The sequence below is a fragment of the Pseudomonas sp. IT-232MI5 genome, assembly GCF_949767845.1.
Classification (GTDB): Bacteria; Pseudomonadota; Gammaproteobacteria; order Pseudomonadales; family Pseudomonadaceae; genus Aquipseudomonas.
Window position 1 is genome coordinate 24,258 of record NZ_CATKQE010000009.1, and the last position, 21,396, is coordinate 45,653.

Annotated in this window: 21 protein-coding genes; 8 read left to right on the forward strand and 13 right to left on the reverse strand. The window is 55.7% G+C overall.

Translation table 11 applies throughout. The features are described from left to right. Positions 1-9: 9 nt before the first annotated feature. Complete coding sequence (locus tag ACM6JQ_RS07900) at positions 10-609, forward strand: hypothetical protein (RefSeq protein WP_414893517.1); 600 nt, start codon at positions 10-12, stop codon at positions 607-609. A gap of 54 nt (positions 610-663) precedes the next feature. Here the strand turns inward: ACM6JQ_RS07900 and ACM6JQ_RS07905 are convergent, their stop codons facing one another. The 6 genes from ACM6JQ_RS07905 to ACM6JQ_RS07930 all read right to left on the reverse strand — a co-directional run bounded on the left by ACM6JQ_RS07905 (position 664) and on the right by ACM6JQ_RS07930 (position 6,981). After that, positions 664-2,004, reverse strand: a complete 1,341-nt coding sequence (locus ACM6JQ_RS07905) for a DEAD/DEAH box helicase (protein ID WP_007914470.1) — start codon at positions 2,002-2,004, stop codon at positions 664-666. A gap of 171 nt (positions 2,005-2,175) precedes the next feature. Further along, positions 2,176-3,516 (reverse strand): MATE family efflux transporter, encoded by a 1,341-nt coding sequence (locus ACM6JQ_RS07910; protein ID WP_095113743.1) that lies wholly within the window; start codon positions 3,514-3,516, stop codon positions 2,176-2,178. After that, on the reverse strand, positions 3,516-4,343 hold the full coding sequence (locus ACM6JQ_RS07915) for a dimethylarginine dimethylaminohydrolase family protein (RefSeq protein ID WP_095113744.1): 828 nt from the start codon (positions 4,341-4,343) through the stop codon (positions 3,516-3,518). Before ACM6JQ_RS07915 ends, ACM6JQ_RS07910 begins: the two co-directional genes overlap by 1 nt. Beyond that, positions 4,340-5,236 carry a fatty acid desaturase gene (locus ACM6JQ_RS07920; RefSeq protein ID WP_176472356.1) on the reverse strand — a complete coding sequence of 299 codons (897 nt, stop codon included), beginning with the start codon at positions 5,234-5,236 and terminating at the stop codon, positions 4,340-4,342. The genes ACM6JQ_RS07915 and ACM6JQ_RS07920 overlap by 4 nt, the downstream gene beginning before the upstream one ends. Positions 5,237-5,276: 40 nt before the next feature. After that, the gene (locus tag ACM6JQ_RS07925; RefSeq protein ID WP_414893518.1) at positions 5,277-6,776 is read right to left on the reverse strand and encodes an ABC-F family ATP-binding cassette domain-containing protein; all 1,500 of its coding nucleotides are present in this window, start codon (positions 6,774-6,776) and stop codon (positions 5,277-5,279) included. Then, entirely contained in the window at positions 6,748-6,981 is a 234-nt protein-coding gene (locus ACM6JQ_RS07930; protein WP_414893519.1) for an S-adenosylmethionine decarboxylase family protein, read from the reverse strand. Before ACM6JQ_RS07930 ends, ACM6JQ_RS07925 begins: the two co-directional genes overlap by 29 nt. Positions 6,982-7,505: 524 nt before the next feature. Here ACM6JQ_RS07930 and ACM6JQ_RS07935 point away from each other — a divergent pair. After that, positions 7,506-8,804, forward strand: a complete 1,299-nt coding sequence (locus ACM6JQ_RS07935; protein WP_414893520.1) for a mechanosensitive ion channel family protein — start codon at positions 7,506-7,508, stop codon at positions 8,802-8,804. A 20-nt stretch (positions 8,805-8,824) separates the two neighbouring features. Here ACM6JQ_RS07935 and ACM6JQ_RS07940 read toward each other — a convergent pair whose 3' ends face one another. From ACM6JQ_RS07940 to ACM6JQ_RS07950, 3 genes are all read right to left on the reverse strand, one after another. Beyond that, entirely contained in the window at positions 8,825-9,691 is an 867-nt protein-coding gene (locus ACM6JQ_RS07940) for a carboxylate/amino acid/amine transporter (RefSeq protein ID WP_414893521.1), read from the reverse strand. Between the two features lie 271 nt (positions 9,692-9,962). Then, positions 9,963-10,562, reverse strand: a complete 600-nt coding sequence (locus ACM6JQ_RS07945) for an FMN-dependent NADH-azoreductase (RefSeq protein ID WP_007914445.1) — start codon at positions 10,560-10,562, stop codon at positions 9,963-9,965. A gap of 229 nt (positions 10,563-10,791) precedes the next feature. Then, positions 10,792-11,106 carry a 3-phosphoglycerate kinase gene (locus ACM6JQ_RS07950; protein WP_095113746.1) on the reverse strand — a complete coding sequence of 105 codons (315 nt, stop codon included), beginning with the start codon at positions 11,104-11,106 and terminating at the stop codon, positions 10,792-10,794. 49 nt (positions 11,107-11,155) lie between these two features. On the opposite strand from ACM6JQ_RS07950, the gene ACM6JQ_RS07955 reads away from it, so the two are divergent. From ACM6JQ_RS07955 to aqpZ, 5 genes are all read left to right on the forward strand, one after another. Then, positions 11,156-12,079: a LysR family transcriptional regulator gene (locus ACM6JQ_RS07955; RefSeq protein ID WP_007914443.1), complete on the forward strand. Its 924-nt coding sequence runs from the start codon at positions 11,156-11,158 to the stop codon at positions 12,077-12,079. A 14-nt stretch (positions 12,080-12,093) separates the two neighbouring features. Next, positions 12,094-12,897 (forward strand): alpha/beta fold hydrolase, encoded by an 804-nt coding sequence (locus ACM6JQ_RS07960; protein WP_095113747.1) that lies wholly within the window; start codon positions 12,094-12,096, stop codon positions 12,895-12,897. Between the two features lie 3 nt (positions 12,898-12,900). Then, positions 12,901-13,458: a peptidylprolyl isomerase A gene (locus ACM6JQ_RS07965; RefSeq protein ID WP_007914440.1), complete on the forward strand. Its 558-nt coding sequence runs from the start codon at positions 12,901-12,903 to the stop codon at positions 13,456-13,458. Positions 13,459-13,546: 88 nt separating this feature from the next. Then, on the forward strand, positions 13,547-15,379 hold the full coding sequence (locus ACM6JQ_RS07970) for an ABC transporter ATP-binding protein (RefSeq protein WP_007914438.1): 1,833 nt from the start codon (positions 13,547-13,549) through the stop codon (positions 15,377-15,379). A gap of 194 nt (positions 15,380-15,573) precedes the next feature. Continuing rightward, positions 15,574-16,269, forward strand: a complete 696-nt coding sequence (gene aqpZ, locus ACM6JQ_RS07975) for an aquaporin Z (protein WP_123376300.1) — start codon at positions 15,574-15,576, stop codon at positions 16,267-16,269. Between the two features lie 55 nt (positions 16,270-16,324). On the opposite strand, the gene ACM6JQ_RS07980 is transcribed toward aqpZ, so the two are convergent. Next, positions 16,325-17,449 (reverse strand): GNAT family N-acetyltransferase, encoded by a 1,125-nt coding sequence (locus tag ACM6JQ_RS07980; protein WP_414893522.1) that lies wholly within the window; start codon positions 17,447-17,449, stop codon positions 16,325-16,327. 283 nt (positions 17,450-17,732) lie between these two features. On the opposite strand from ACM6JQ_RS07980, the gene ACM6JQ_RS07985 reads away from it, so the two are divergent. Further along, positions 17,733-19,055: a putative porin gene (locus ACM6JQ_RS07985; RefSeq protein WP_007914428.1), complete on the forward strand. Its 1,323-nt coding sequence runs from the start codon at positions 17,733-17,735 to the stop codon at positions 19,053-19,055. A gap of 195 nt (positions 19,056-19,250) precedes the next feature. Here the strand turns inward: ACM6JQ_RS07985 and ACM6JQ_RS07990 are convergent, their stop codons facing one another. The 3 genes from ACM6JQ_RS07990 to ACM6JQ_RS08000 all read right to left on the reverse strand — a co-directional run bounded on the left by ACM6JQ_RS07990 (position 19,251) and on the right by ACM6JQ_RS08000 (position 21,354). Further along, positions 19,251-19,490, reverse strand: a complete 240-nt coding sequence (locus ACM6JQ_RS07990; RefSeq protein WP_007914426.1) for an anti-sigma factor family protein — start codon at positions 19,488-19,490, stop codon at positions 19,251-19,253. After that, positions 19,484-20,095: an RNA polymerase sigma factor gene (locus tag ACM6JQ_RS07995; protein ID WP_007914424.1), complete on the reverse strand. Its 612-nt coding sequence runs from the start codon at positions 20,093-20,095 to the stop codon at positions 19,484-19,486. Before ACM6JQ_RS07995 ends, ACM6JQ_RS07990 begins: the two co-directional genes overlap by 7 nt. 137 nt (positions 20,096-20,232) lie before the next feature. After that, positions 20,233-21,354: a beta-ketoacyl-ACP synthase III gene (locus tag ACM6JQ_RS08000; RefSeq protein WP_007914423.1), complete on the reverse strand. Its 1,122-nt coding sequence runs from the start codon at positions 21,352-21,354 to the stop codon at positions 20,233-20,235. Between the last annotated feature and the right edge of the window lie 42 nt (positions 21,355-21,396).

Genomic DNA, 21,396 nt, shown 5'->3' on the forward strand with positions numbered 1-21,396 from the left:
GGCGACATCATGCAACTGACTTATCCAAAGGCGCCTTCCAACGGCGTACAGACCTTGCGTCCGGCGCTGCAAGCCGCTTTGCAAACCCATGGCTTTGGCGCCAATCGCCAGTTCGCCAATGCAGCACCTGCGAAGATCAGCCTGAGCGAGGCCTATCGTGGCTACTCGCTGAGTCTGGATGACCTGAGCCAAGGCAAAGGCCTGAAAGATGCCCGCCTCGGCGACTGGCATTACCTGGTGTTTGCCGACGGCGTAACGATTGCCGATGCGCAGTTGGCCGAGGTGCGCGGGCATGTTGAATTCGCCTCGCTGAATCACGGCGATCATGCCGCAGCTACGGTGGGTGCGCTGAAACTGGCGGAACAAGCGCCGCAATTGCACGGCAAAACCGTTGAGCTGCGCGTTCTGTTTGTCTCGGCACTGCACGTTGTGGCGATCTGGCTGCATGCCGACGGTAAAGACGTGCTGATCCCGATCGAGCCGACACCCAAGGAATTGGCGGTTACCAGGTTGTACAGCGAAGCAACACTGCTCGCCGCATTGAGACCGGCAGCGGATCAAGCCAAGCGGCGCTTTGACGCCGACACCAGTGGCCAGCTCGGCAACTGATGGACGAAAAAAAACCCGGACAGTGTCCGGGTTTTTTTGTGCGCCTGAAACGCCTTACTCAGCCGCAGGTTCTGCCGGCTTGCGGCGCTTCAGCGGCGCCATGCCATCGCTGCTCACCAACGAGTCCGGCTTCGGACGGTTGGCGCTCTTGCGCTTGGTCGGCGTCTTGGCAGCGGTTTTTTTCTTGTCGCCCTTGGCGTCAGTCTTTTTCTTCTTCACGCCAACGGCTTTGCCCGAAGCCTTGACCTTTTTCGGTCCGCCGTAGGTGCCTTTGACTTCCTTGATGGTACGGCGCTCGAAGCTCTGCTTCAGGTAGCGCTCGATGCTCGACATCAGGTTCCAGTCGCCGTGGCAAATCAGCGAGATCGCCAGACCGTCGTTACCGGCACGGCCGGTACGACCGATGCGGTGCACGTATTCGTCGCCGCTGCGGGGCATGTCAAAGTTGATCACCAGATCCAGACCATCCACGTCCAGACCACGGGCCGCGACGTCGGTCGCTACCAGAATCTTCACGCCACCCTGCTTCAGACGGTCGATCGCCAGTTTGCGATCCTTCTGGTCTTTCTCACCGTGCAGCACGAACGCTTTGTATTCCTGAGCCACAAGGCGGCCGTAGATACGGTCGGCCATGGCGCGAGTGTTGGTGAAGACGATGGCCTTCTGATAGGTCTCGTTGGCCAGCAACCAATTCACAATCTGCTCTTTGTGCTGATTGTGGTCGGCGGTGATGATTTGCTGGCGGGTGGTCGAGTTCAGTTGGCTGACCGCGTTGAGCTGCAAGTGCTCAGGGTTGTTCAGTACCTTGCCGATCATATCGCGCAGTCCAGAACCACCGGTGGTGGCCGAGAACAGCATGGTCTGCTGACGGTTCGGGCATTCGTCCACCAGACGCTGGACGTCTTCGGCGAAGCCCATGTCGAGCATGCGGTCGGCTTCGTCGAGCACCAGCACTTCGACTTCTTTGAGGTCGAGGTTGCCGGCGTTGAGTTGCTCGATCATCCGGCCCGGGGTACCGATGAGGATGTCCGGCACTTTGCGCAGCATCGCGGCCTGGACCTTGAAGTCTTCACCGCCGGTGATCAGGCCGGACTTGATGAAAGTGAACTGCGAAAAGCGCTCAACTTCCTTCAACGTCTGCTGGGCCAGCTCGCGGGTCGGCAGCAGGATCAGCGTCTTGATGCTGACGCGAACCTTGGCCGGGCCGATCAGGCGATTGAGGATTGGCAGAACGAAAGCGGCGGTTTTGCCGCTACCGGTTTGCGCCGTCACCCGCAGATCACGCCCTTGGAGCGCCAGCGGAATGGCCGCGGCTTGCACAGGCGTTGGCTCGACAAATTTCAGCTCGGCCACAGCTTTAAGCAGGCGTTCGTGCAGGGCGAATTGGGAAAACACGGGTGCTACCTCGAAGATATGCAAAAAAACAGCTGCATAGGTTACCGGTTTCGAGCGCTCAGGCCGAGTTTCTTTATACAAACGGCAAAAAATAACGCCATCGGGTGGACTCAACTGCGTCCTGAAAACGCCTTCCGAGCCACCGACACATCTTCTATCTGTCAGCACACCTCAGGAAGTCAGAGAGCGAGCTTTTGAGTCAAGTCGCTGTTCCTTATCACGAAAAATCACCAGCAAAACCATGCCTGCAAACGTGAATAAATGGCCGGCTGCCATGCCATACCATATCCCTTTGGCGTCAAAACCTCCCGCATAAGCCAGCGCAAGTCCCAAACCGAGACCTATCGGCCAGTTACCCAAGAGGCTGATAAAAAGCTGTTTTCCGGTTTCACCATAGCCCTGCATAACTCCGCGCAAAATAATGGCTACCGAATCAAAGACAAACAAGAACAATGCAATCTCGATGAAGTCTTCGGTGAGCTGCAAGGTATCAGCTGACCCAGAGGAATCGGGTAAAAACAAAATGGGAATATCCCCTTTGAAAGCAAACATAACCAACAGCAATACGATCGAAAACAACAAACCAGCAAACAGGACAGAAATGATGTTGCGCCGTGATTCCGACAACGAAATAGACTTTGAAACCAATATCGCAGAAGCGTCACTGAAGCCGAACATCAAAACAATGACGATTTCTATAGAGAGCACAGCCAAGGCATTGGCCGCAATCGCCGACTCGCCGAAGGGTGACATGAAAAACGCAGCAACCATGGTCGAGGCAATAGTCGAGAGTTCGAGCAGCCCGATCGGTGTGCCAATAGCAAGAACCTGCGATACCAAGTGCCGACTGAATTTGAATCTATTCGCAGAGAACACGATTCGCCGCTTTCGATACAGATGATCACCCGCCACCAAAATCGCCATGAAGCTGCAGAGCAATGTCGAAATCCCGACACTCGGAAGCCCCACGTCGAACACCGTGAACAGACAGTAGCCAACAAGCAACTTCGCCAACAAATACAGCAGCGATTGCTTGAAAACCTCCCATGGTGCATGCAGCACAGAAAGATAAGTAACCAGAATGGTAAATACAAAAGACGGCAGCAAACTGATCGTGAGAGAGAGAAAAAGCGGAAACATAAGACTGGTCAGTTCACGCGGCTGCTCGAGAACATTGAGCAACCATTCGCCACCTATCAAAAAGGGACTCGCCAGCAATGACACAACCGCCAACGCGATTACACTGTTCAGGACAACCTGCGTGGCCTCTTTATACGCGCCGGCCTCAACCAACTTCCCTAGCATCGGGATGATCGCAAGAATAATTCCATCCCCGAGAATTTTTATAAAAAAATACAGGTTAAACGCCAGGGAAGCGGCCGCAAGTTCTTGCTCCCCCAGTCGCCCAATAAAAAAATAATCAATCGCTCCCGAGGCAAATACGATCAAATTCGAAACAGCCAGAGGCAGCGCCAGTCGGTAAACACCTAATATATTACTCAAGCGAATCATCAATAGTCCTTTAGCATCTTTCTGGCAATGCACTGTATTAAACAATGAGGGCCACCATCGTCCATTATAAATTCAGACAGATCTACTTCGACCAACGTACAGCCGAGCTTCTGGAACACTGCCCTGGTTGCGGGGCAAAGTACAGTTGTCAATAGCACACCGTCGCCGAGATTGACAAAATTACAGGCAAACGGCGTTTCGGTTACGTCCACTGGAATGCAGTCAATCCCTTCCGTCCTTAATCGGTCTATTTCCTCTTCATCAATCTTTCCAGCAGCATAGACAATCGTATGCTTATCAATAACGCCCAAGGCGACGTCAAGATGCCTCAGTGTGACGTCGTAATTGACTATTAATGCCTTCCAGCCGTTGTCTATGAATAAATCCTGAATTTCAGTCGCACCTGAATGGGATGTCCTCAATTGGTTCGTCCCGATGACAACCAGACCGTTTCGTACAACGATGACGTCTCCGCCCTCCAACGTCCCTTGTTGAGCCTCATGTGCTAGAGGCCATCCATGATCAGATGCAAACTCTTTGATCAACTGCGTCTCTTTCTCTCGCTCACAAAAACCCATGTTATTTACATAGACGCCGAACGGCGTAAAAATGCTGCTATCTCGGGTATAACATTGATAAGGCAAATCAAGCTCAGACTTTACATATAGGCAGTGAATATCCCGCTTTTCCAACTCACTGACTAACCTGGCGTACTGGCCCAAGGACTTCTCGGTCGGAAACTCAGGACAGGCGTGACTGAGCAAAGGCTGAGACAACAAAACCGCTTCGAGTTTTTCGTATTCGTTATCTATACATGGTGTAATCAAGATTCCGCTCCCTTGGATATCTTCCTGCACCAAGACTCAATTACGCTATGCGTCCCGGTAAAATAAGTATAGCAGTGTTCTGCCTTGTTATAATCCGGCACTGCCAATAGTACCTCATGAACTTTCTTGAGGTTGTGATACGGCACCGTCGGCAATAAATGGTGAGTCAAATGCAAACCATTGAAATGCGGATGAACCATTTTCCTCAGGAACCCCGTGGAAGGATGGTTTCTGGCGAAGCTCATGATTCCACCGGGAACAAGACCAACATGATCCGATATGATCACAAAGCTGATGATCGCGTGATAAACGGTTGCTCTGGAAATAATCCAGAGCCCGACGAAAACAGCAACGGCCTCCAGACCAGAAAAATAAAATATCAATCCAAGGACTGCACTCCACCATAGCAAACAATTCAATGCCAACTTCAGTTGCACCGGCAAACCAAAAGCATTACCCAACCACGACTCCAGGCTTAATAGCTCAGAGCAGTAAAGCTTTATCCAGCCCTTTTCAACCAACTGGGGATCATGCAGATAGTCACTGTCTTTTTCCGGATCACCGAGATATCGATGGTGCTGCCCGTGAATACTTCTATATGAATCAAGCGATATGATCATCGGCAATGCACAAAACAACTTGGTCATGACGTCATTCAGTAAAGCACTAGCGGAAAGATTACGGTGTGAACCTTCGTGCACCAATACGACGAGTGCACGCTGCCGCGCGCCCATAAGAATGACGCTTAACGGAATGAACCAATAACTGAAATTCAACACCAGGCAAACCGAAAACGCAATGATGAAATATTCCAAAGCGATATAGCAGATGCTTTTCAGAGTCGACTGACGCATGAGAGCAGAGATATCCTCGCGCAACTTCAACGCGTCCATATCTAATCTTAACTTCTTTAAATCCAGTCTGATCTTATCCTCAAAAAGATTCCTCTCCATGAAAGGCCCCCTCCACCAGAACACCACCTTTGATTGAAAAAAATCTGTTCCCGACATTCTCAACAAAACGTCGATCGTGAGAAACAATTAATGCCGCAGAGTTCATGCGCCTGATTTCATCCTCCAACATTTCCTGGGACTTGATATCAAGGTGGTTCGTGGGTTCGTCCAACAGCAAAAAATTTGGTTTGGTCTGCCGTAGCGCCAACAGAGACAGTCGCGCCCTCTCGCCGAAGCTGGTTCGCAGCATGCTTTTTTTTGTATCAAGATAGGTGAAACCCGCCGAAGCCAGCAGTGCAACAGCCCGAGTTGAATCGGGCTCAGCGTTTTCTAAAACAAAATCGAGTATGGATTTATCAACTGATAGCCTGGATGAGCTCTGCTCGAAGTACCCGACTCGAGCGCTAGGAGTCAGTTCCAGCGCGTCGCTCGACAATCCCGCGATAACACGAAGAAAAGATGACTTGCCAGACCCATTGGCGCCGGTGATAACAATCCTGTCACCTCGTTTTATTTCCAACTCTGGAACCGTGAATAACAACTCTCCCGAAGGATTATTCACCTTGAAATCATAGAGTTTGATCAGATACTTCGCCTCGATCGACTCGGTTTCCAATTTGATTTGCACAGTATCAACGGTCTGTCGATCGGGTAACGTCGTCTTTAGCACTCTTATCTTTTTTTCGATCTGCTTGGCTTTCTGAGAGGCCTTGTCAGAAAAATTATTGACACCCAACTGACGTTGTAATTTCGCACTTTGAGTCAATCTTTCAATTTCTGACTTTCGGTCCTGCAGGGAGTTCTCGAGTTCGCGTTCCTTCTCATACATAAAGCCTTTTGCACGAGAATACGAGTAGGGAAATCTGTATACCCCTATCCGATCAAGGAAAAGTGTTTGCTGAGTCACAGCGTCGAGAAAAAAACGATCATGGCTGGCAACCAACAACGTATTGACCCAGCCAACGGTTTGCAAAACATCAACGAGAATATCTGTCCTGTACATATCCAGGTGATTGGTCGGTTCATCAAGGATCAACAAATCAGGCTCGGATATCAGAGCAGCTGCAAACATCAACATTTTGTTCCAGCCACCGCTTAACTCACGGATTTGCAACTCCCGATACTTCTTCGGAAATTTCAATGACTCAAAAGTGTAGTCAATTTTCCAGTCATCCACGGCATCCGTGAGATAACCACGCAGAAAAACGTCGCATGTCACATTACCTTGAGCGAGCTCAATCAAACCTTGATGGACATAGAAGGATTTCAGACCTTTTTGTCTGGTCAGTGATCCGCTGTAATCATCTGAACTACCGGAGATACATTTGAGCAGGGACGACTTGCCGGAACCGTTGCTACCCACCAGGCCTAATCGGTCACCCTCGGCAAGAGACAGCGCCACGCCTTCAAATACCGGTTCTGCGCCGTAACCCAAAGATAAATCTTCCAGTTTAACCAGGGTAGGTATGAAAGGAAGCATGAGACTCTTCCAGTAAAACCAGAACTGTAACGCCTTGCGGATCAAACTGTTTGGACACAGTTCCACAGACAGTTGCGCCCGCTTTAGTCGCCGCAGCGCACAAGAGCTCAGTCAGAAAACTTAGGTCGTTTAGTTTTTTCGGAGCGACATTATAAAGCTCGCCAAGAGTGTGCTTTCCGAAGAAAGCTCCAGAGTTGTTTTCCATGCAAGTTCCGTCTGCAAGGTAGAAAGTTTTTGCAGACTACATTTGCGTTGAACGATAAGTAAATCCGTAGAAGTGTAACTGAATCTTACATTATTTAAAGCACTTCAAAATCATCAACTTAAAACTATTAATAGGCGCTAAAACCCCATAACTAACGATTAGTCAGGATGGTGCGACGTCCATTTTGCTGATATCTATCAGTGCGAAACTTATTTATTGTGACCTGCCAAAATTAACGTTCTGGATAGATACGCTTCGAGTTCCCAGGCGCTTTACAGGTTTCGCCCCAACCGACAACTTTCTGACGTCATTAATCAATCTAAAAAAAGACGTAGATCCACAAATTCATCTATGCGAACAGCGATCATTCACACCTTGTACGGCGCGCCCGGACAGTGCTACGCCGAGCCCCCCACACACCAATGCAGGCGCATTTTTTGTTGCCTGATTTATCATCAACGGCAATACCGCGCGTTTTAAATGCTCTAATTACTCATCGCGTCTCACAGAAGAATCGTTCTCCCATGGATTTCAAACAGCTCTGGCTTACAGCCCAAGACCTCTGGGGCACCCTGGAACAGCATCCGTTTCTGCAATCCGGCCTGGCGCTGATGTTGCTGTTGGTCATCGCGCTAGTGCTCGGACGAGTTGCGCGCTACCTGATCCTGCACGCCAGCCGCATGCTCGGCCGCCAGCCGGCGCTGCACTGGATCAATGACTTTCGCCATAACAAGGTGTTTCAGCGCCTGGCGCAGATGACGCCGTCGTTGGTCATCCAGTTCGGCCTGCATCTGGTGCCGGAATTAAGCAAAACCGCCATGATCTTTCTTGGCAATGTGGCGTTGTCGTTCACCATTCTTTTCCTGCTGCTCTCGGTCAGCGCCCTTCTCAATGCGTCGCTCGACATCTATGCACGTACCGAACACGCCCGGACGCGCTCGATCAAAGGCTACGTGCAACTGGCGAAGATGGTCTTGTATGTGTTCGGCGCGATCATCATCGTCGCCACACTGATCGACCGCTCACCGCTGTTGCTACTGTCTGGTCTGGGTGCAATGTCGGCGGTGATTCTGTTGGTCTACAAGGACACGCTGCTGTCGTTCGTTGCCAGCGTGCAGTTGACCAGCAACGACATGCTGCGTGTCGGCGACTGGATCGAGATGCCACAGGTCGGCGCTGACGGCGATGTGGTCGACATCACCCTGCACACGGTCAAGGTGCAGAATTTCGACAAGACCATCGTCTCGATCCCGACCTGGCGGCTGATGTCCGAGTCATTCAAGAACTGGCGCGGCATGCAGCAATCGGGTGGGCGACGGATCAAGCGCAGCCTGTTCATCGACGCCAGCGGCGTACGTTTCATCCGTGATGACGAGGAGGAAAAGCTCTCCCAGGTGCATCTGCTCACCGATTACATGAGCCGCAAGAAAGCCGAATTAAAAGCGTGGAACGAGGCCCAGGGCAATGTCGCGGCGATGTCGGCTAACCGTCGACGCATGACCAATATCGGCACTTTCCGCGCCTATTCGCTGGCGTATCTGAAGAGTCATCCGGAGATTCAGCCAAACATGACCTGCATGGTGCGGCAGATGCAGACCACCGCGCAGGGCATTCCGCTGGAGATCTACTGTTTCACCCGCACCACGGCGTGGGCCGATTACGAGCGGATTCAGGGCGATATTTTTGATTATCTGCTGGCGGTATTGCCGGAGTTCGGGCTGAGCCTGTATCAACAGCCGAGTGGTGGGGATTTGCGCTCTGGATTGCTGCCGGCGGTGCTCGGCGCAGCCAGCATTCCTGAACCGCAGAAACACCTCATGTAACCCCACCACTCCTACAGGGGTTATGCAGTGGCTGGGGATTTGCGGATGCCCAGTCGGCTGATCCATACGGCGGCAAGGATGACGCTGCCACCGAGGAACAATCTTCCAAGTTCCTCATGCTGATTCCAGATCAGCAGATTCAGCAGCAACCCCACCGGTACATGCAAATTGTTCATCACCGCCAGCGTGCCGCCGTTGACCATGCACGCGCCCTTGTTCCACCAATACATGCCCAGCGCGGTCGAGACCAGGCCGAGGAACAGCAACACGCCCCACTGCAACGGTGCTTCCGGCAGGAAATTCGCTTTGCCGAACATCAGGAATGCGGGCAACACCACCGCCAGTGCACCGAGGTAGAAGAAGCCGAAGCGCCGATAGTGCGGTAGATCGCTCGGGTGCATGGCCACCAGATGCTTATACATCACCTGCCCGGCGGCATAGGTGAAGTTGGCCAGTTGCAGGAGCAGGAAGCCCATGAAGAAGTCCGGACTGATGCTGTCGAAGCGAATCACCGCCGCCCCACTCACCGCCACCAGCGCGGCGATCAGCGCCCATGGGTTGAAGCGGCGGTTCAGCGCATCTTCGATCAGCGTCACGTGCAGCGGCGTGAGGATGGTGAACAGCAACACTTCGGGCACCGTCAGCACCCGGAAGCTCAGGTACAAGCAGACGTAGGTCACGCCGAACTGCAAGGCGCCGATCAGCAGCATGCCGCGCATGAATGAAGGTTCCACCGAACGCCAGCGGGTCAGTGGAATGAACACCAGCCCGGCCAGCACCACACGCACCAGCACCGCGAAATAGCTGTCGACATGACCGGCCAGGTATTCGCCGATCAGACTGAAGGAAAACGCCTGGATCAGCGTGACAAAAAGTAGATAGCCCATGCTCGCCTCGAAATCGAATGGCGGCGACGATAGCGGTTTTTCCACCCCGCAACCAACAAAAATCCCCCTGTAGGAGCTGCCGCAGTCTGCGGCAGCTCCTACAGGGGATCGGTGAGTTACGGGCAAAAAAAAGCCCGATCTCGCTAATGCGTTCAATCGGGCTACAGCACTCAGGAGCAACAAGTGCAAAGGGAGGTTCGATGCGCGTAGAGCCTTGAAGGGGTTGCGCCAGGTCACTTAAACAATCGGGGATTATCTGGCGATTAACCTATCAAGCGACCTGGGACAGCTTGGCGTTGGCCTGATTCAGGCCTTTCTCCTGGAAGTCGCCACCGAGATTCATGCCTTCGGCGTGAATGAATGTCACGTCGTTGATGCCGATGAAACCCATGACCTGACGCAGGTACGGTTCCTGATGATCCGCCGGGCCGCCGGCGTAGATGCCGCCGCGAGCGGTGAGTACGTAGGCACGTTTGCCGCTGAGCAAGCCTTGCGGGCCGGTTTCGGTGTACTTGAAGGTCACGCCGGCACGCAGCACGTGGTCGAGCCAGGCCTTGAGGGTGCTCGGGATGGCGAAGTTGTACATCGGCGCGGCCATGACCAGCACGTCGGCGGCGAGCAATTCATCGGTCAATTCGTTGGAGCGGTCCAGCGAGGCTTGTTCGCTGTCGTTGCGCTGCTCGGCTGGCTTCATCCAGCCGCCCAGCAGGTTGCTGTCCAGGTGTGGCACCGGGTTCGCGGCGAGGTCACGTACGGTGATCTGATCGTTAGGATGCGCCGCCTTCCACTGACTGATGAAAGTCTGGGTCAGTTGACGGGAAACCGAATCTTGTTGGCGGGCGCTGCTTTCAATGATCAGAACGCGGGACATGGTGTGTAGCCTCCATCCGAGAATGTTGTAGGTCGATGGAGTGAAGGTTAAACAGAGTCGAATCGATGAAAAAGCGCAAATAATTGCTGCAAAGTATCGAATAATTCGTTTAGATGCTGAACCATGCTCCTGTAGGAGTGAGCCTGCTCGCGATAGCGGTGTGTCAGCTACATCTGTTTTAACTGAAACACCGCTATCGCGAGCAGGCTCACTCCTACAGGGATCGGTGTTATTTCGGGCTGCAGGTCAGTTTGATGCGCAGCTTGATGATCTCGCGGGTGAACTTGGCCGTGGCGTTTTTATGTTTGCCGGCCGGTACCTCGATTGTGCGGGTGCGCGGTGCTTCCGGACCATTGCTGAACACCGCTTTGCAGGATGCATCGACATCACCGTAGTTGGCCACCCGAATCGAGCCGATGTCGTTATCGGTGTCGAAGGTTTCGTAATCGATCTTCATGCCATTGAGATCTTTCTGCACATCGATCGGGTACGCAAAAGCAGTCAGCGGAAGCAACGCCAGCAGCACACAACAGAATTTTTTCATTCGGCAGTCTCCATGAGGGACGGCCAGCTTAGGACAAGAGGAGCTATTGATGAAAGCGCCCCGCGTGACCCTGGATCAATGGCGAACATTGCAGGCCGTGGTCGACCACGGCGGATTCGCCCAGGCCGCCGAGGCCTTGCACCGTTCGCAATCGTCGGTGAGTTACACCGTCGCCCGTATGCAGGACCAGCTCGGCGTGCCGTTGCTGCGCATCGATGGGCGTAAAGCCGTGCTCACCGAGGCCGGCGGCGTGTTGCTGCGTCGTTCGCGACAATTGGTGAAACAGGCCAGCCAACTGGAAGACCTTGCCCACCATATGGAACAAGGTTGGGAAGCCGAGGTGCGGCTGGTGGTCGATGCGGCCTACCCGAGCGCACGCATCGTTCGCGCACTGACCGCGTTCATGCCGCAGAGTCGCGGCTGCCGCGTACGTCTGCGTGAAGAAGTATTGTCGGGTGTCGAGGAAGTGCTGCTCGAAGGTGTGGCCGACCTGGCCATCACTGGCCTGAGCATTCCCGGTTACCTCGGTGCGGAATTGAGCGACGTCGAGTTCGTCGCCGTCGCCCATCCCGATCACCCGCTGCATCGACTCAATCGCGAACTGAGCTTTCAGGATCTGGAGACCCAGATGCAAGTGGTGATTCGCGACTCCGGCCGCCAGCAACCACGGGACGTCGGCTGGCTCGGCGCCGAGCAGCGCTGGACCGTTGGCAGCCTTGCCACGGCGGCCACGTTTGTCAGCAGCGGCCTCGGTTTTGCCTGGCTGCCACGGCACATGATCGAGCGCGAACTGAAAGATGGCTCGCTCAAGCTGCTACCGTTGGACAGGGGCGGCAACCGCAATTCCAGCTTCTATCTGTATTCGAACAAGGACAAACCCTTGGGCCCGGCCACGCAAATCCTCATCGAACTGCTGCGTACCTTCGACACTTTGCCGCTGGACGCACCGTTCGCCGCCCCTGAACAAGCCTGACACGGAGTTCACCGATGGCGTATTTCGAGCACGAAGGTTGCAACCTGCACTACGAGGAATATGGCCACGGTACGCCGTTGCTGCTGGTTCACGGGCTCGGTTCGAGCACACTGGACTGGGAAATGCAGATCCCGGCACTGGCCGCGCATTACCGGGTGATCGTCCCGGATATTCGCGGCCACGGGCGCTCGGACAAACCGCGCGAGCGCTACAGCATCGCCGGTTTCAGTGCCGATATGCTGGCGCTGATCGAGCACTTGAACCTCGGCCCGGTGCACTACGTCGGGCTGTCGATGGGCGGCATGATCGGCTTCCAGTTCGGCGTCGATCAGCCGCAAATGCTGAAAAGCCTGACCATCGTCAACAGCGCACCCGAAGTCAAAATCCGCAGCCGCGACGATTATTGGCAGTGGTTCAAACGCTGGAGTCTGATGCGACTGCTGAGCCTCTCCAGCATCGGCAAAGCCCTTGGCGGCAAACTTTTTCCGAAACCGGAACAAGCCGATCTGCGGCAGAAAATGGCCGAACGCTGGGCAAAAAACGACAAACGTGCTTATCTCGCCAGCTTCGATGCGATTGTTGGCTGGGGCGTTCAGGAACGACTTTCCCGAGTGTCCTGTCCAACGCTCGTCATCAGCGCCGACCGTGACTACACGCCTGTCTCGCTGAAAGAAACCTATGTAAAACTGCTGCCGAATGCGCGGCTGGTGGTGATCGCCGATTCGCGCCACGCCACCCCGCTGGATCAACCCGAACGCTTCAACCAAACGCTGCTGGAGTTCCTCGCCGCAGCCGATACTCAATCTCAGGATCACTGACCCATGTTGAAAAAACTCGCCCTCGCCGCTGGTACTGTGCTGTTTGCCGCCAACCTGATGGCTGCCACGCCGGCCAAAGCACCGCACGTGCTGCTGGACACCACCAACGGCCAGATCGAAATCGAACTGGACCCGGTCAAGGCGCCGATCAGTACCAAAAACTTTCTCGATTACGTCAACAGCGGCTTCTACAACAACACCATTTTCCACCGTGTGATCCCGGGCTTTATGGTCCAGGGCGGCGGCTTCACTCAACAGATGCAGCAAAAAGAAACCAAGGCCCCTATCAAGAACGAATCCAAAAACGGCCTGCATAATGTCCGTGGCACACTGTCCATGGCCCGCACCTCTGTACCTGACTCGGCGACCAGCCAGTTCTTCATCAACGTCAAGGACAACGACTTCCTCGACCAAGGCGACGGCTACGCAGTATTCGGCAAAGTGGTCAAAGGCATGGACGTGGTCGACATCATCGTCAACTCGCCAACCACCACCAAAAGCGGCATGAAAGATGTACCTGCCGACCCTGTTTTCATCAAGTCGGCCAAAGTCATCGACTAAGCTGTACAGGGCGTATCGAGCGGCGCTGGCCTGATCCCGCGCCGCTCACACCGATAAAAGGAGAGCCCGTACTCCGGGCGGTTATCTGATGCTCTATCGCCGTTTCGAACAACTGATCGACATATTCCGCGAGGCGCCGACGGCGTCCCCTCCAGATCGCGTCTGGCCCTTCTATACCTATTACCTCAAACAAGTCTGGCCAAGTTTTGCCGCCCTGCTCGTCGTCGGCCTGTTCGCCGCGTTGATCGAAGTGGCACTGTTCAGTTACCTGAGCCGTATCATCGACTTGGCCCAAGGTACACCGAACCCGAATTTCTTCAGCGACCACGCCCTCGAACTGACGTGGATGCTGGTGGTTGCCCTCGTCCTGCGGCCGATTTTCTTCGGCCTGCACGACCTGCTGGTGCATCAAACCTTGAGCCCCGGCATGACCAGCATGATCCGCTGGCAGAACCACAGCTACGTGCTCAAGCAAAGCCTGAACTTCTTCCAGAACGACTTCGCCGGGCGCATCGCCCAACGCATCATGCAGACCGGCAACTCGCTGCGTGATTCGGCGGTGCAAGCGGTGGATGCGCTGTGGCACGTAGTGATCTACGCAATCAGTTCGCTGGTGTTGTTCGCCGAGGCCGACTGGCGCCTGATGATCCCGCTGCTGACGTGGATCGTCGCCTACATCGGCGCGTTGTATTACTTCGTTCCGCGCGTGAAAGATCGCTCGGTGGAAGCCTCCGATGCGCGCTCGAAACTGATGGGCCGCATCGTCGACGGCTACACCAACATCGCCACGCTGAAGCTGTTCGCCCACACCAACTTCGAACAGCACTACGCCAAGGAAGCCATCGAAGAACAGACCGTCAAAGCGCGAATGGCCGGCCGCGTCGTCACCAGCATGGACGTGGCGATCACTGCCATGAACGGCCTGCTGATCGTCGGCACCACCGCGTTGGCCCTGTGGTTGTGGACGCAGTCGTTGATCACTGTCGGTGCGATTGCCTTGGCCACCGGCCTGGTCATCCGCATCGTCAACATGTCCGGCTGGATCATGTGGGTGGTCACCGGCATTTTCGAAAACATCGGCATGGTCCAGGACGGTTTGCGCACCATCTCGCAACCGGTCAGCGTCACCGATCACGAACAGGCCAAACCGCTGGACGTGGCCCGTGGCGAAGTGCGTTTCGAGCACGTGGATTTTCACTACGGCAAGAAGCGCGGGATCATTGGCGACCTCAACCTGAACATCAAACCGGGCGAAAAAATCGGTTTGATCGGGCCGTCCGGTGCCGGCAAATCAACGCTGGTCAACCTGTTGCTGCGCCTCTACGACGTCGAGGGCGGGCGGATCATGATCGACGGTCAGAACATCGCCGAAGTCGGCCAGGAAAGCCTGCGCGCGCGGATCGGCATGATCACGCAGGACACCTCGCTGCTGCACCGTTCGATCAGAGACAACTTGCTGTACGGTAAACCCGATGCGACCGATGCCGAGTTGTGGGATGCGGTGCACAAGGCGCGCGCCGATGAGTTCATTCCGCTGTTGTCGGACGCTGAAGGTCGTACCGGGTTTGACGCGCATGTCGGTGAGCGCGGGGTGAAATTGTCCGGTGGCCAGCGCCAGCGCATCGCCATTGCGCGGGTACTGCTCAAGGATGCGCCGATCCTGATCATGGACGAAGCGACCTCGGCGCTGGACTCGGAGGTTGAAGCGGCGATTCAGGAAAGTCTGGAAACCCTGATGCAGGGCAAAACCGTAATCGCCATTGCCCACCGTCTCTCGACCATTGCGCGCATGGATCGGCTGGTGGTGCTGGAGAACGGCAAGATTGCCGAGAGCGGCACCCATGCTGAATTGCTCGCCCACCGTGGTTTGTATGCACGGCTATGGGCGCATCAGACCGGGGGGTTTGTCGGCATCGACTGACCCCTCCAAGAGCGTGGGAACGATCACCGCCACAGCCCGCCAACCACGGGCGCTGGCAGTTTTTTTGTGGCCGCTGGAAATCGGCAAAAAGCCTGCTGTACTCAGCCAAGGCTCCGGAACGGAGCCTGTCGTAAGTCTGCAAGGACGCACAACTCGATGCAGTCTCGATAGCAGGGCTATCAAGGACGCCTCTCATGTCTCTGTTCAAACGTTCAGTCACTGAGTTGTTGGGTACGTTCTGGTTGGTATTGGGTGGTTGCGGCAGCGCGGTGATCGCCGCGTCTTCACCGTTGGGAATCGGGGTGCTGGGGGTGGCCCTGGCGTTTGGTCTGACGGTGCTGACCATGGCGTTCGCCATCGGCCACATCAGCGGATGTCACCTCAACCCGGCCGTTTCGGTCGGTCTGTTCGTCGGCGGTCGGTTTCCGGCCAAAGAGCTGCCCGCTTACATCATTGCCCAAGTGCTCGGCGCAATTCTCGCGGCAGCGCTGATTGCGCACATCGCCAGCGGCAAAGAGGGCTTCGATATCGCCGCCGGCCTGGCGTCCAACGGTTATGGCGAACACTCGCCGGGCAAGTATTCGATGGCCGCCGGGTTTGTCACTGAGTTGGTGATGACCGCGATGTTTGTGATCATCATCCTCGGCGCCACCGATAGACGCGCACCACCAGGACTGGCACCGATCGCCATCGGCCTGGGCCTGACGCTGATCCACCTGATCTCGATTCCGGTCACCAACACTTCGGTAAACCCGGCCCGCAGCACGGGGCCGGCACTGATGGTCGGGGGCTGGGCGATCGCGCAACTGTGGATGTTCTGGGTCGCGCCGTTGATTGGCGCGGTGGTCGGTGGCGGGATTTATCGCTGGTTGGGCAAGGAAGCAACCTGAGGGGGTGCCTAAGATCCCTTTGTAGGAGCTGCCGAAGGCAGCTCCTAAAGGGGATTTATGTCTGACGGTAGGGCAAGGCTGTTTTGGCTTCTTCGGCGTAGGCGAGGATGCCGGCGCGTTCCTGATGCAGGAAATCTTTCACTGCTGCTTTCAGACCTGGATGCCGCAGATAATGCCAAGAGTGGGTGATCACCGGTTCAAACCCACGAATCAGCTTGTGCTCGCCCTGAGCGCCAGCATCGAAACGCTGATAACCCTGTGCAATCGCGTAATCCATGCCCTGATAAAAACAGGTCTCGAAGTGCAGTCGATCAAACTCCGCCAGACAACCCCAATAGCGGCCGTAGAAACTGTCGCCACCGACCAGACTGAAGGCCATCGCCACCGGCCGTGAGCCCTGTTTGGCCAAGACCACGCGGATTGCCTCGGGCATGCGCTCGGCCAGCAGACTGAAGAACTCTCGCGTCAGGTAGGGCGTTTGCCGACGCACCGCATAGGTATTGGCGTAACAGGCGTAGACAAAATCCCACTGTGCCTCGTCCAGCTCGCGCCCCTCCAGCCATTCGAACTCAAAGCCCTGCCCCGCCACCTGCTCGCGTTCCTTGCGCATCTGCTTGCGCTTGCGCGAACTGAGCACGTCGAGGAAATCCTGGAAGTCACGATACCCACGATTCTGCCAGTGATACTGACAGCCGATGCGTTGCAGCCAGTCCGGTTGTTCGGCCATCGCCGCGTCGGTAAACGGGTCGGTGAAATTGATGTGCGCGCTGGAAAGCCCTTCAATTTCCAGATAGCCGGGCAGGCTCTTGAGCAGTTCAAAACCGTCTTCGACATTGGCCGCCAACAAGCGCGGGCCGCTGACCGGACTGAATGGTACGGCGCTCAACAGTTTGGGGTAGTAATCGATGCCGGCGCGGGCGCAGGCGTCGGCCCAGCCATGATCGAACACGTACTCGCCGTAGGAATGCCACTTGCGATAACTGGGTAACGCGGCGATCAGACGATCATCTTCGATGTGCAGCAAATGCTCAGGTTGCCAGCCGGTGTGGGGGCCAACGCTGCCGCTGTCTTCCAGCGCACTGAGAAAGGCATGGCGCAGAAATGGCTGGTTTTCAGGCACCAGCGCATCCCAGCTTGCGGGAGCGATTTGCGACAGGTTTTGCAGGCGTTGCAACGGCATCAAAAAGCTCTCCACAACAGGACTTCAGCGCCCGGCGAGTATCGCCGATTGCGCGGCATTGCACACCCGCAATCGGCCGACAGCGCTCTAGATCAATAGTTCAGGGCGAATCGATATCGTCATCAACCTGCCATCACTGTGCCACTGCCCTGTCATAAACCATCGCGATACTGGCGCCTGTTTTTAGAGCGCCGGGTTCTACCCGGACACTGTTTTCCGACGCTCGAATCGTCGGTTGTGCCCCGGATGGCTGTGCCATCCCCTCTCATCTTCGGAGATTGCTATGCGTCTTGCTTCCACGAAAACTGCGGCGGCCCTGTGCGGTGGCTTGTTGCTGGCCATGAGTGTTCCGGCCAGTGCTGCAGTCGACGCCAAACTGCTCGACATGCTCAAGGCTAACGGTTCCATTTCCCAGGCGCAGTACATCGAACTGCAAACTGAACTGGCCAAGGATCAGAAGGCTCAGCAAATCGCGCAGCAGGCGCAGCAAGAGACCAACGAACAAGTCGCTGCTGTTGCGAAGAAGACCAACGAGCAAAGCGTCTTCGACCAGAAACTCGCTTGGGCCGCAAAGACCCAGTTCAAGGGCGATGTGCGGATCCGTCAGGAAACCATCAAGATCGACGGCGAACCGAACAACGGTGGCCGCGACAAGGATCGTCAGCGCATCCGTGCCCGTCTGGGTGCCTACACCGAGATCAACCCGCAAGTCGACACCGGCATCCGTATCGCCACCGGCGGCGGCGATGATGCCCGTTCGACCAACCAGGACCAGGACAACTACTTCGACAAGAAGCAGATCTGGCTCGACCTGGGTTACATCGACTACCACCCTGATCAGATCAAGAACCTGCACATCATTGGCGGCAAGATGCTCCAGCCGTGGGTCAGCATGGGCGACGTGATCTGGGACAGCGACATCAACCCGGAAGGTCTGGCCGTTACCTACAAATACCCGTTGGGCAGCAGCGCCGAATTGTTCGGCAGTCTGGGTAACTACAACCTCAAGGACAACGTCGACGGCGATGGCGTGCAATTCCGTCACGACCTGCGTCTGACCGCTGGCCAGTTGGGTAGCCGCTTCAACATCACCGACAACCTGAAAGTCACCTTGGGCGGCAGTGTCTACGCCTACCAGAACGACGAAGACAGCCGCTGCACCGGCACTTCCACACCGTGCGCCCTGGCGGTCAACGGCAACTCGGCCAACAACGAATTCCGTCTGTATGAAGGGTTCAGCCAGGTTGATATCGGCGGTCTGCCGATGCCGCTGTCGTTCTACGGTCAGTACGTGAAGAACAACGATGCCGTAACCGATCAGGACACCGCGTGGCTGTTGGGTGCCAAGTCGAAAGTCTTCGGCCTGAACCTCGATTACAACTATCGTGACGTGCAGCGCAACGCTGTGGTCGGCGCCTTCACCGACTCTGACTTCGCCAACGGCACCACCGGTTCGCGTGGCCACAAGTTCAAGGTCGGTTACGACATCGACAAGAACTTCGCCATTGGCGCGACGTACTTCCTGACCAAGGCCGACTTCGCCAGCCGTACACAGCGTGACGCTGACGCCAACACCCTGCAGCTGGATGCGGAAGCCAAGTTCTAAAACGCTTCACCCTTTAGCCCGGTGCGGGCGGGACGATCCCCATCATCCGTTCGTTTCGCTCGCGCCGGGCTATTTCTGCAGGATGCAAAAATCCCCTGTAGGAGCTGCCGAAGGCTCGGGCCGCGATCGGACGATCTTTTGATCTTGATCTTAAAAAAGATCAAAAGATCGCAGCCTCGTTTCACTCGACAGCGCCTACAGGGGATTATCTTTTCGTCGTTGCTCGGCCAGACGTTCGGCCAGTTCTTCGACGCCTTCTTCCGGTTTCTCCGGCAGCGCCTTCAAGGTCGCTTGCATCAAACGCATCTGACGAATGAAACGCCGACAGTTCGGGCAAAACATCAGGTGATGACGCACCATCAGCTTTTCGCGAAAGCTCAATTGGCCATCGAGATAATCACTGGAGCGCGCCACTTGTTCCTTACAGGTCAGCATTCTCCGGTCTCCTCAAAATGCTCCACGGTCGCGAAGACTTTCAGCCGCGCACGATGCAGCAGCACACGGACATTGGAGAGCGAAATCTCCAGAAGATTACAGATCTCCTCCAGCTCCAATCCCTGGCGCTCGCGCAACAGCAAAACGCTGCTTTGCAGTTCCGACAGGCTCAGCAGTGTGTGCTCGAGACAGTCGCGCAATTCGCCTTCAGTGAGCAGCGCTTCGGGGGTGTCCTGGTGCCAGGCGAATGGAGCGACCAGCCAATGGCCGTCACCGGGAGAAAAGCGGTCGTCGTCGATCGTGCCATGAGGCGATGGCAAATCATCCATCAACACTTCCCGGCGATTTTGCTTATAACGACTTTTGGCCGAGTTGGCCGTGATGGTCAACAGCCAGGTCTTGAGACTGGAGCGGCCTTCGAAGCTGGCAATGTGACGCACCACCGACAACCAGGCGTCCTGCACCACTTCTTCGACGTGACGCTGGCCGACAATCGCATACGCCACAGCGCGCATGGCGCTCTGATACGTCGTCACCAGTTCCTTGAAAGCCTGTTGCTCGCCCGCCAGCAGGCGCGCAAGCAGTTGGGTGTCGTCAGCCGCCATCCAGAAATTTCCTTGTGCCGATTCCGACAATGATAGCGGCAGGTCTTCACCTGCCGCCATTTCCGAAAAATTACAGCGTTTGAGCCGATTCGGATGTAGGAAAGGTCGGCGCGATTAAGAGGAAATTAAACCTCTTTTCAACGCTTGCGCAGAATCACGCTGCCGATCGAATAGCCCGCACCGAACGAACTCAAGACAGCCAGCGAACCGGCAGCCAGATCGTCCTGATATTTGTGGAAGGCAATCACCGAACCGGCGGAGCTGGTATTGGCATAAGTATCGAGAATCACCGGCGCTTCTTCTTCGGTGGCCTCGCGGCCGAGCAGTTTGCGCACGATCAGGTGGTTCATGCTCAGGTTGGCTTGGTGCAGCCAGAAACGTTTCACATCGCCGACATTGAGCTGGTTCTCTTGCAGATGCTCGCCAATAAGTTCGGCAACCATCGGGCAGACATCCTTGAACACCTTGCGGCCTTCCTGCACGAACAGCTTGTCGCGGGTACCGATACCCTCTTCCGCTGCGCGGTTGAGGAAGCCGAAGTTGTTGCGGATGTTGTTGGAGAACTTGGTCAGCAGTTTGGTGCTGACCACGTCGAACTGGTGCTTGGACGTCGCAGTGTCAGCACGCTCGATGATCACCGCAGTCGCGGCGTCGCCGAAGATGAAGTGGCTGTCGCGGTCGCGGAAGTTCAGGTGACCGGTGCAGACTTCCGGGTTGACCATCAGGATCGCCCGGGCCTGGCCCAGTTGCACGCTGTTGGCCGCTGCCTGAATGCCGAAGGTCGCCGAGGAGCAGGCCACGTTCATGTCAAAACCAAAGCCTTGAATGCCCAAGGCTTCCTGGACTTCGATGGCGATGGCCGGGTAAGCGCGTTGCAGGTTGGAACAGGCAACGATCACACCGTCGATGTCAGCGGCAGTTTTGCCGGCGCGTTGCAGGGCCTGTTCGGCAGCGCCAATGGCCATCTGGCAAAGCACCGACCATTCGTCGTTGGAACGCTCCGGCAGGCGTGGGGCCATGCGTTGTGGATCAAGGATGCCGTCCTTGTCCATGACAAAGCGGCTCTTGATGCCAGAAGCCTTTTCGATGAACGCGGCGCTGGATTCGGTCAGGGCCTGGACTTCGCCGCTGGCAATGGCCTCGGCGTTGTCGGCGTTGAACTGGGCGACGTAGGCGTTGAAAGACTGCACCAGCTCTTCGTTGGAGATGCTGTTGGCCGGGGTGTACAGGCCGGTGCCGCTGATGACGACGTTATGCATGGTCGTTTCTCTAATCTGTTCAGGCAGAAAGTGCTGGAACCG

Excerpts from the sequence above, each read along its gene's own strand:
- ACM6JQ_RS07935 (WP_414893520.1), top strand. The coding sequence starts at position 7,506 with ATGGATTTCAAACAGCTCTGGCTTACAGCCCAAGACCTCTGGGGCACC.
- ACM6JQ_RS07940 (WP_414893521.1), bottom strand. The coding sequence starts at position 9,691 with ATGGGCTATCTACTTTTTGTCACGCTGATCCAGGCGTTTTCCTTCAGT.
- ACM6JQ_RS07920 (WP_176472356.1), bottom strand. The coding sequence starts at position 5,236 with ATGGACGCGTTGAAGTTGCGCGAGGATATCTCTGCTCTCATGCGTCAG.
- ACM6JQ_RS07995 (WP_007914424.1), bottom strand. The coding sequence starts at position 20,095 with ATGGCGGCTGACGACACCCAACTGCTTGCGCGCCTGCTGGCGGGCGAG.
- ACM6JQ_RS07900 (WP_414893517.1), top strand. The coding sequence starts at position 10 with ATGCAACTGACTTATCCAAAGGCGCCTTCCAACGGCGTACAGACCTTG.
- ACM6JQ_RS07970 (WP_007914438.1), top strand. The coding sequence starts at position 13,547 with ATGCTCTATCGCCGTTTCGAACAACTGATCGACATATTCCGCGAGGCG.
- ACM6JQ_RS07965 (WP_007914440.1), top strand. The coding sequence starts at position 12,901 with ATGTTGAAAAAACTCGCCCTCGCCGCTGGTACTGTGCTGTTTGCCGCC.
- aqpZ (WP_123376300.1), top strand. The coding sequence starts at position 15,574 with ATGTCTCTGTTCAAACGTTCAGTCACTGAGTTGTTGGGTACGTTCTGG.
- ACM6JQ_RS07930 (WP_414893519.1), bottom strand. The coding sequence starts at position 6,981 with ATGGAAAACAACTCTGGAGCTTTCTTCGGAAAGCACACTCTTGGCGAG.
- ACM6JQ_RS07945 (WP_007914445.1), bottom strand. The coding sequence starts at position 10,562 with ATGTCCCGCGTTCTGATCATTGAAAGCAGCGCCCGCCAACAAGATTCG.
- ACM6JQ_RS08000 (WP_007914423.1), bottom strand. The coding sequence starts at position 21,354 with ATGCATAACGTCGTCATCAGCGGCACCGGCCTGTACACCCCGGCCAAC.
- ACM6JQ_RS07925 (WP_414893518.1), bottom strand. The coding sequence starts at position 6,776 with ATGCTTCCTTTCATACCTACCCTGGTTAAACTGGAAGATTTATCTTTG.
- ACM6JQ_RS07985 (WP_007914428.1), top strand. The coding sequence starts at position 17,733 with ATGCGTCTTGCTTCCACGAAAACTGCGGCGGCCCTGTGCGGTGGCTTG.
- ACM6JQ_RS07955 (WP_007914443.1), top strand. The coding sequence starts at position 11,156 with ATGAAAGCGCCCCGCGTGACCCTGGATCAATGGCGAACATTGCAGGCC.
- ACM6JQ_RS07980 (WP_414893522.1), bottom strand. The coding sequence starts at position 17,449 with ATGCCGTTGCAACGCCTGCAAAACCTGTCGCAAATCGCTCCCGCAAGC.
- ACM6JQ_RS07950 (WP_095113746.1), bottom strand. The coding sequence starts at position 11,106 with ATGAAAAAATTCTGTTGTGTGCTGCTGGCGTTGCTTCCGCTGACTGCT.
- ACM6JQ_RS07990 (WP_007914426.1), bottom strand. The coding sequence starts at position 19,490 with ATGCTGACCTGTAAGGAACAAGTGGCGCGCTCCAGTGATTATCTCGAT.
- ACM6JQ_RS07910 (WP_095113743.1), bottom strand. The coding sequence starts at position 3,516 with ATGATTCGCTTGAGTAATATATTAGGTGTTTACCGACTGGCGCTGCCT.
- ACM6JQ_RS07960 (WP_095113747.1), top strand. The coding sequence starts at position 12,094 with ATGGCGTATTTCGAGCACGAAGGTTGCAACCTGCACTACGAGGAATAT.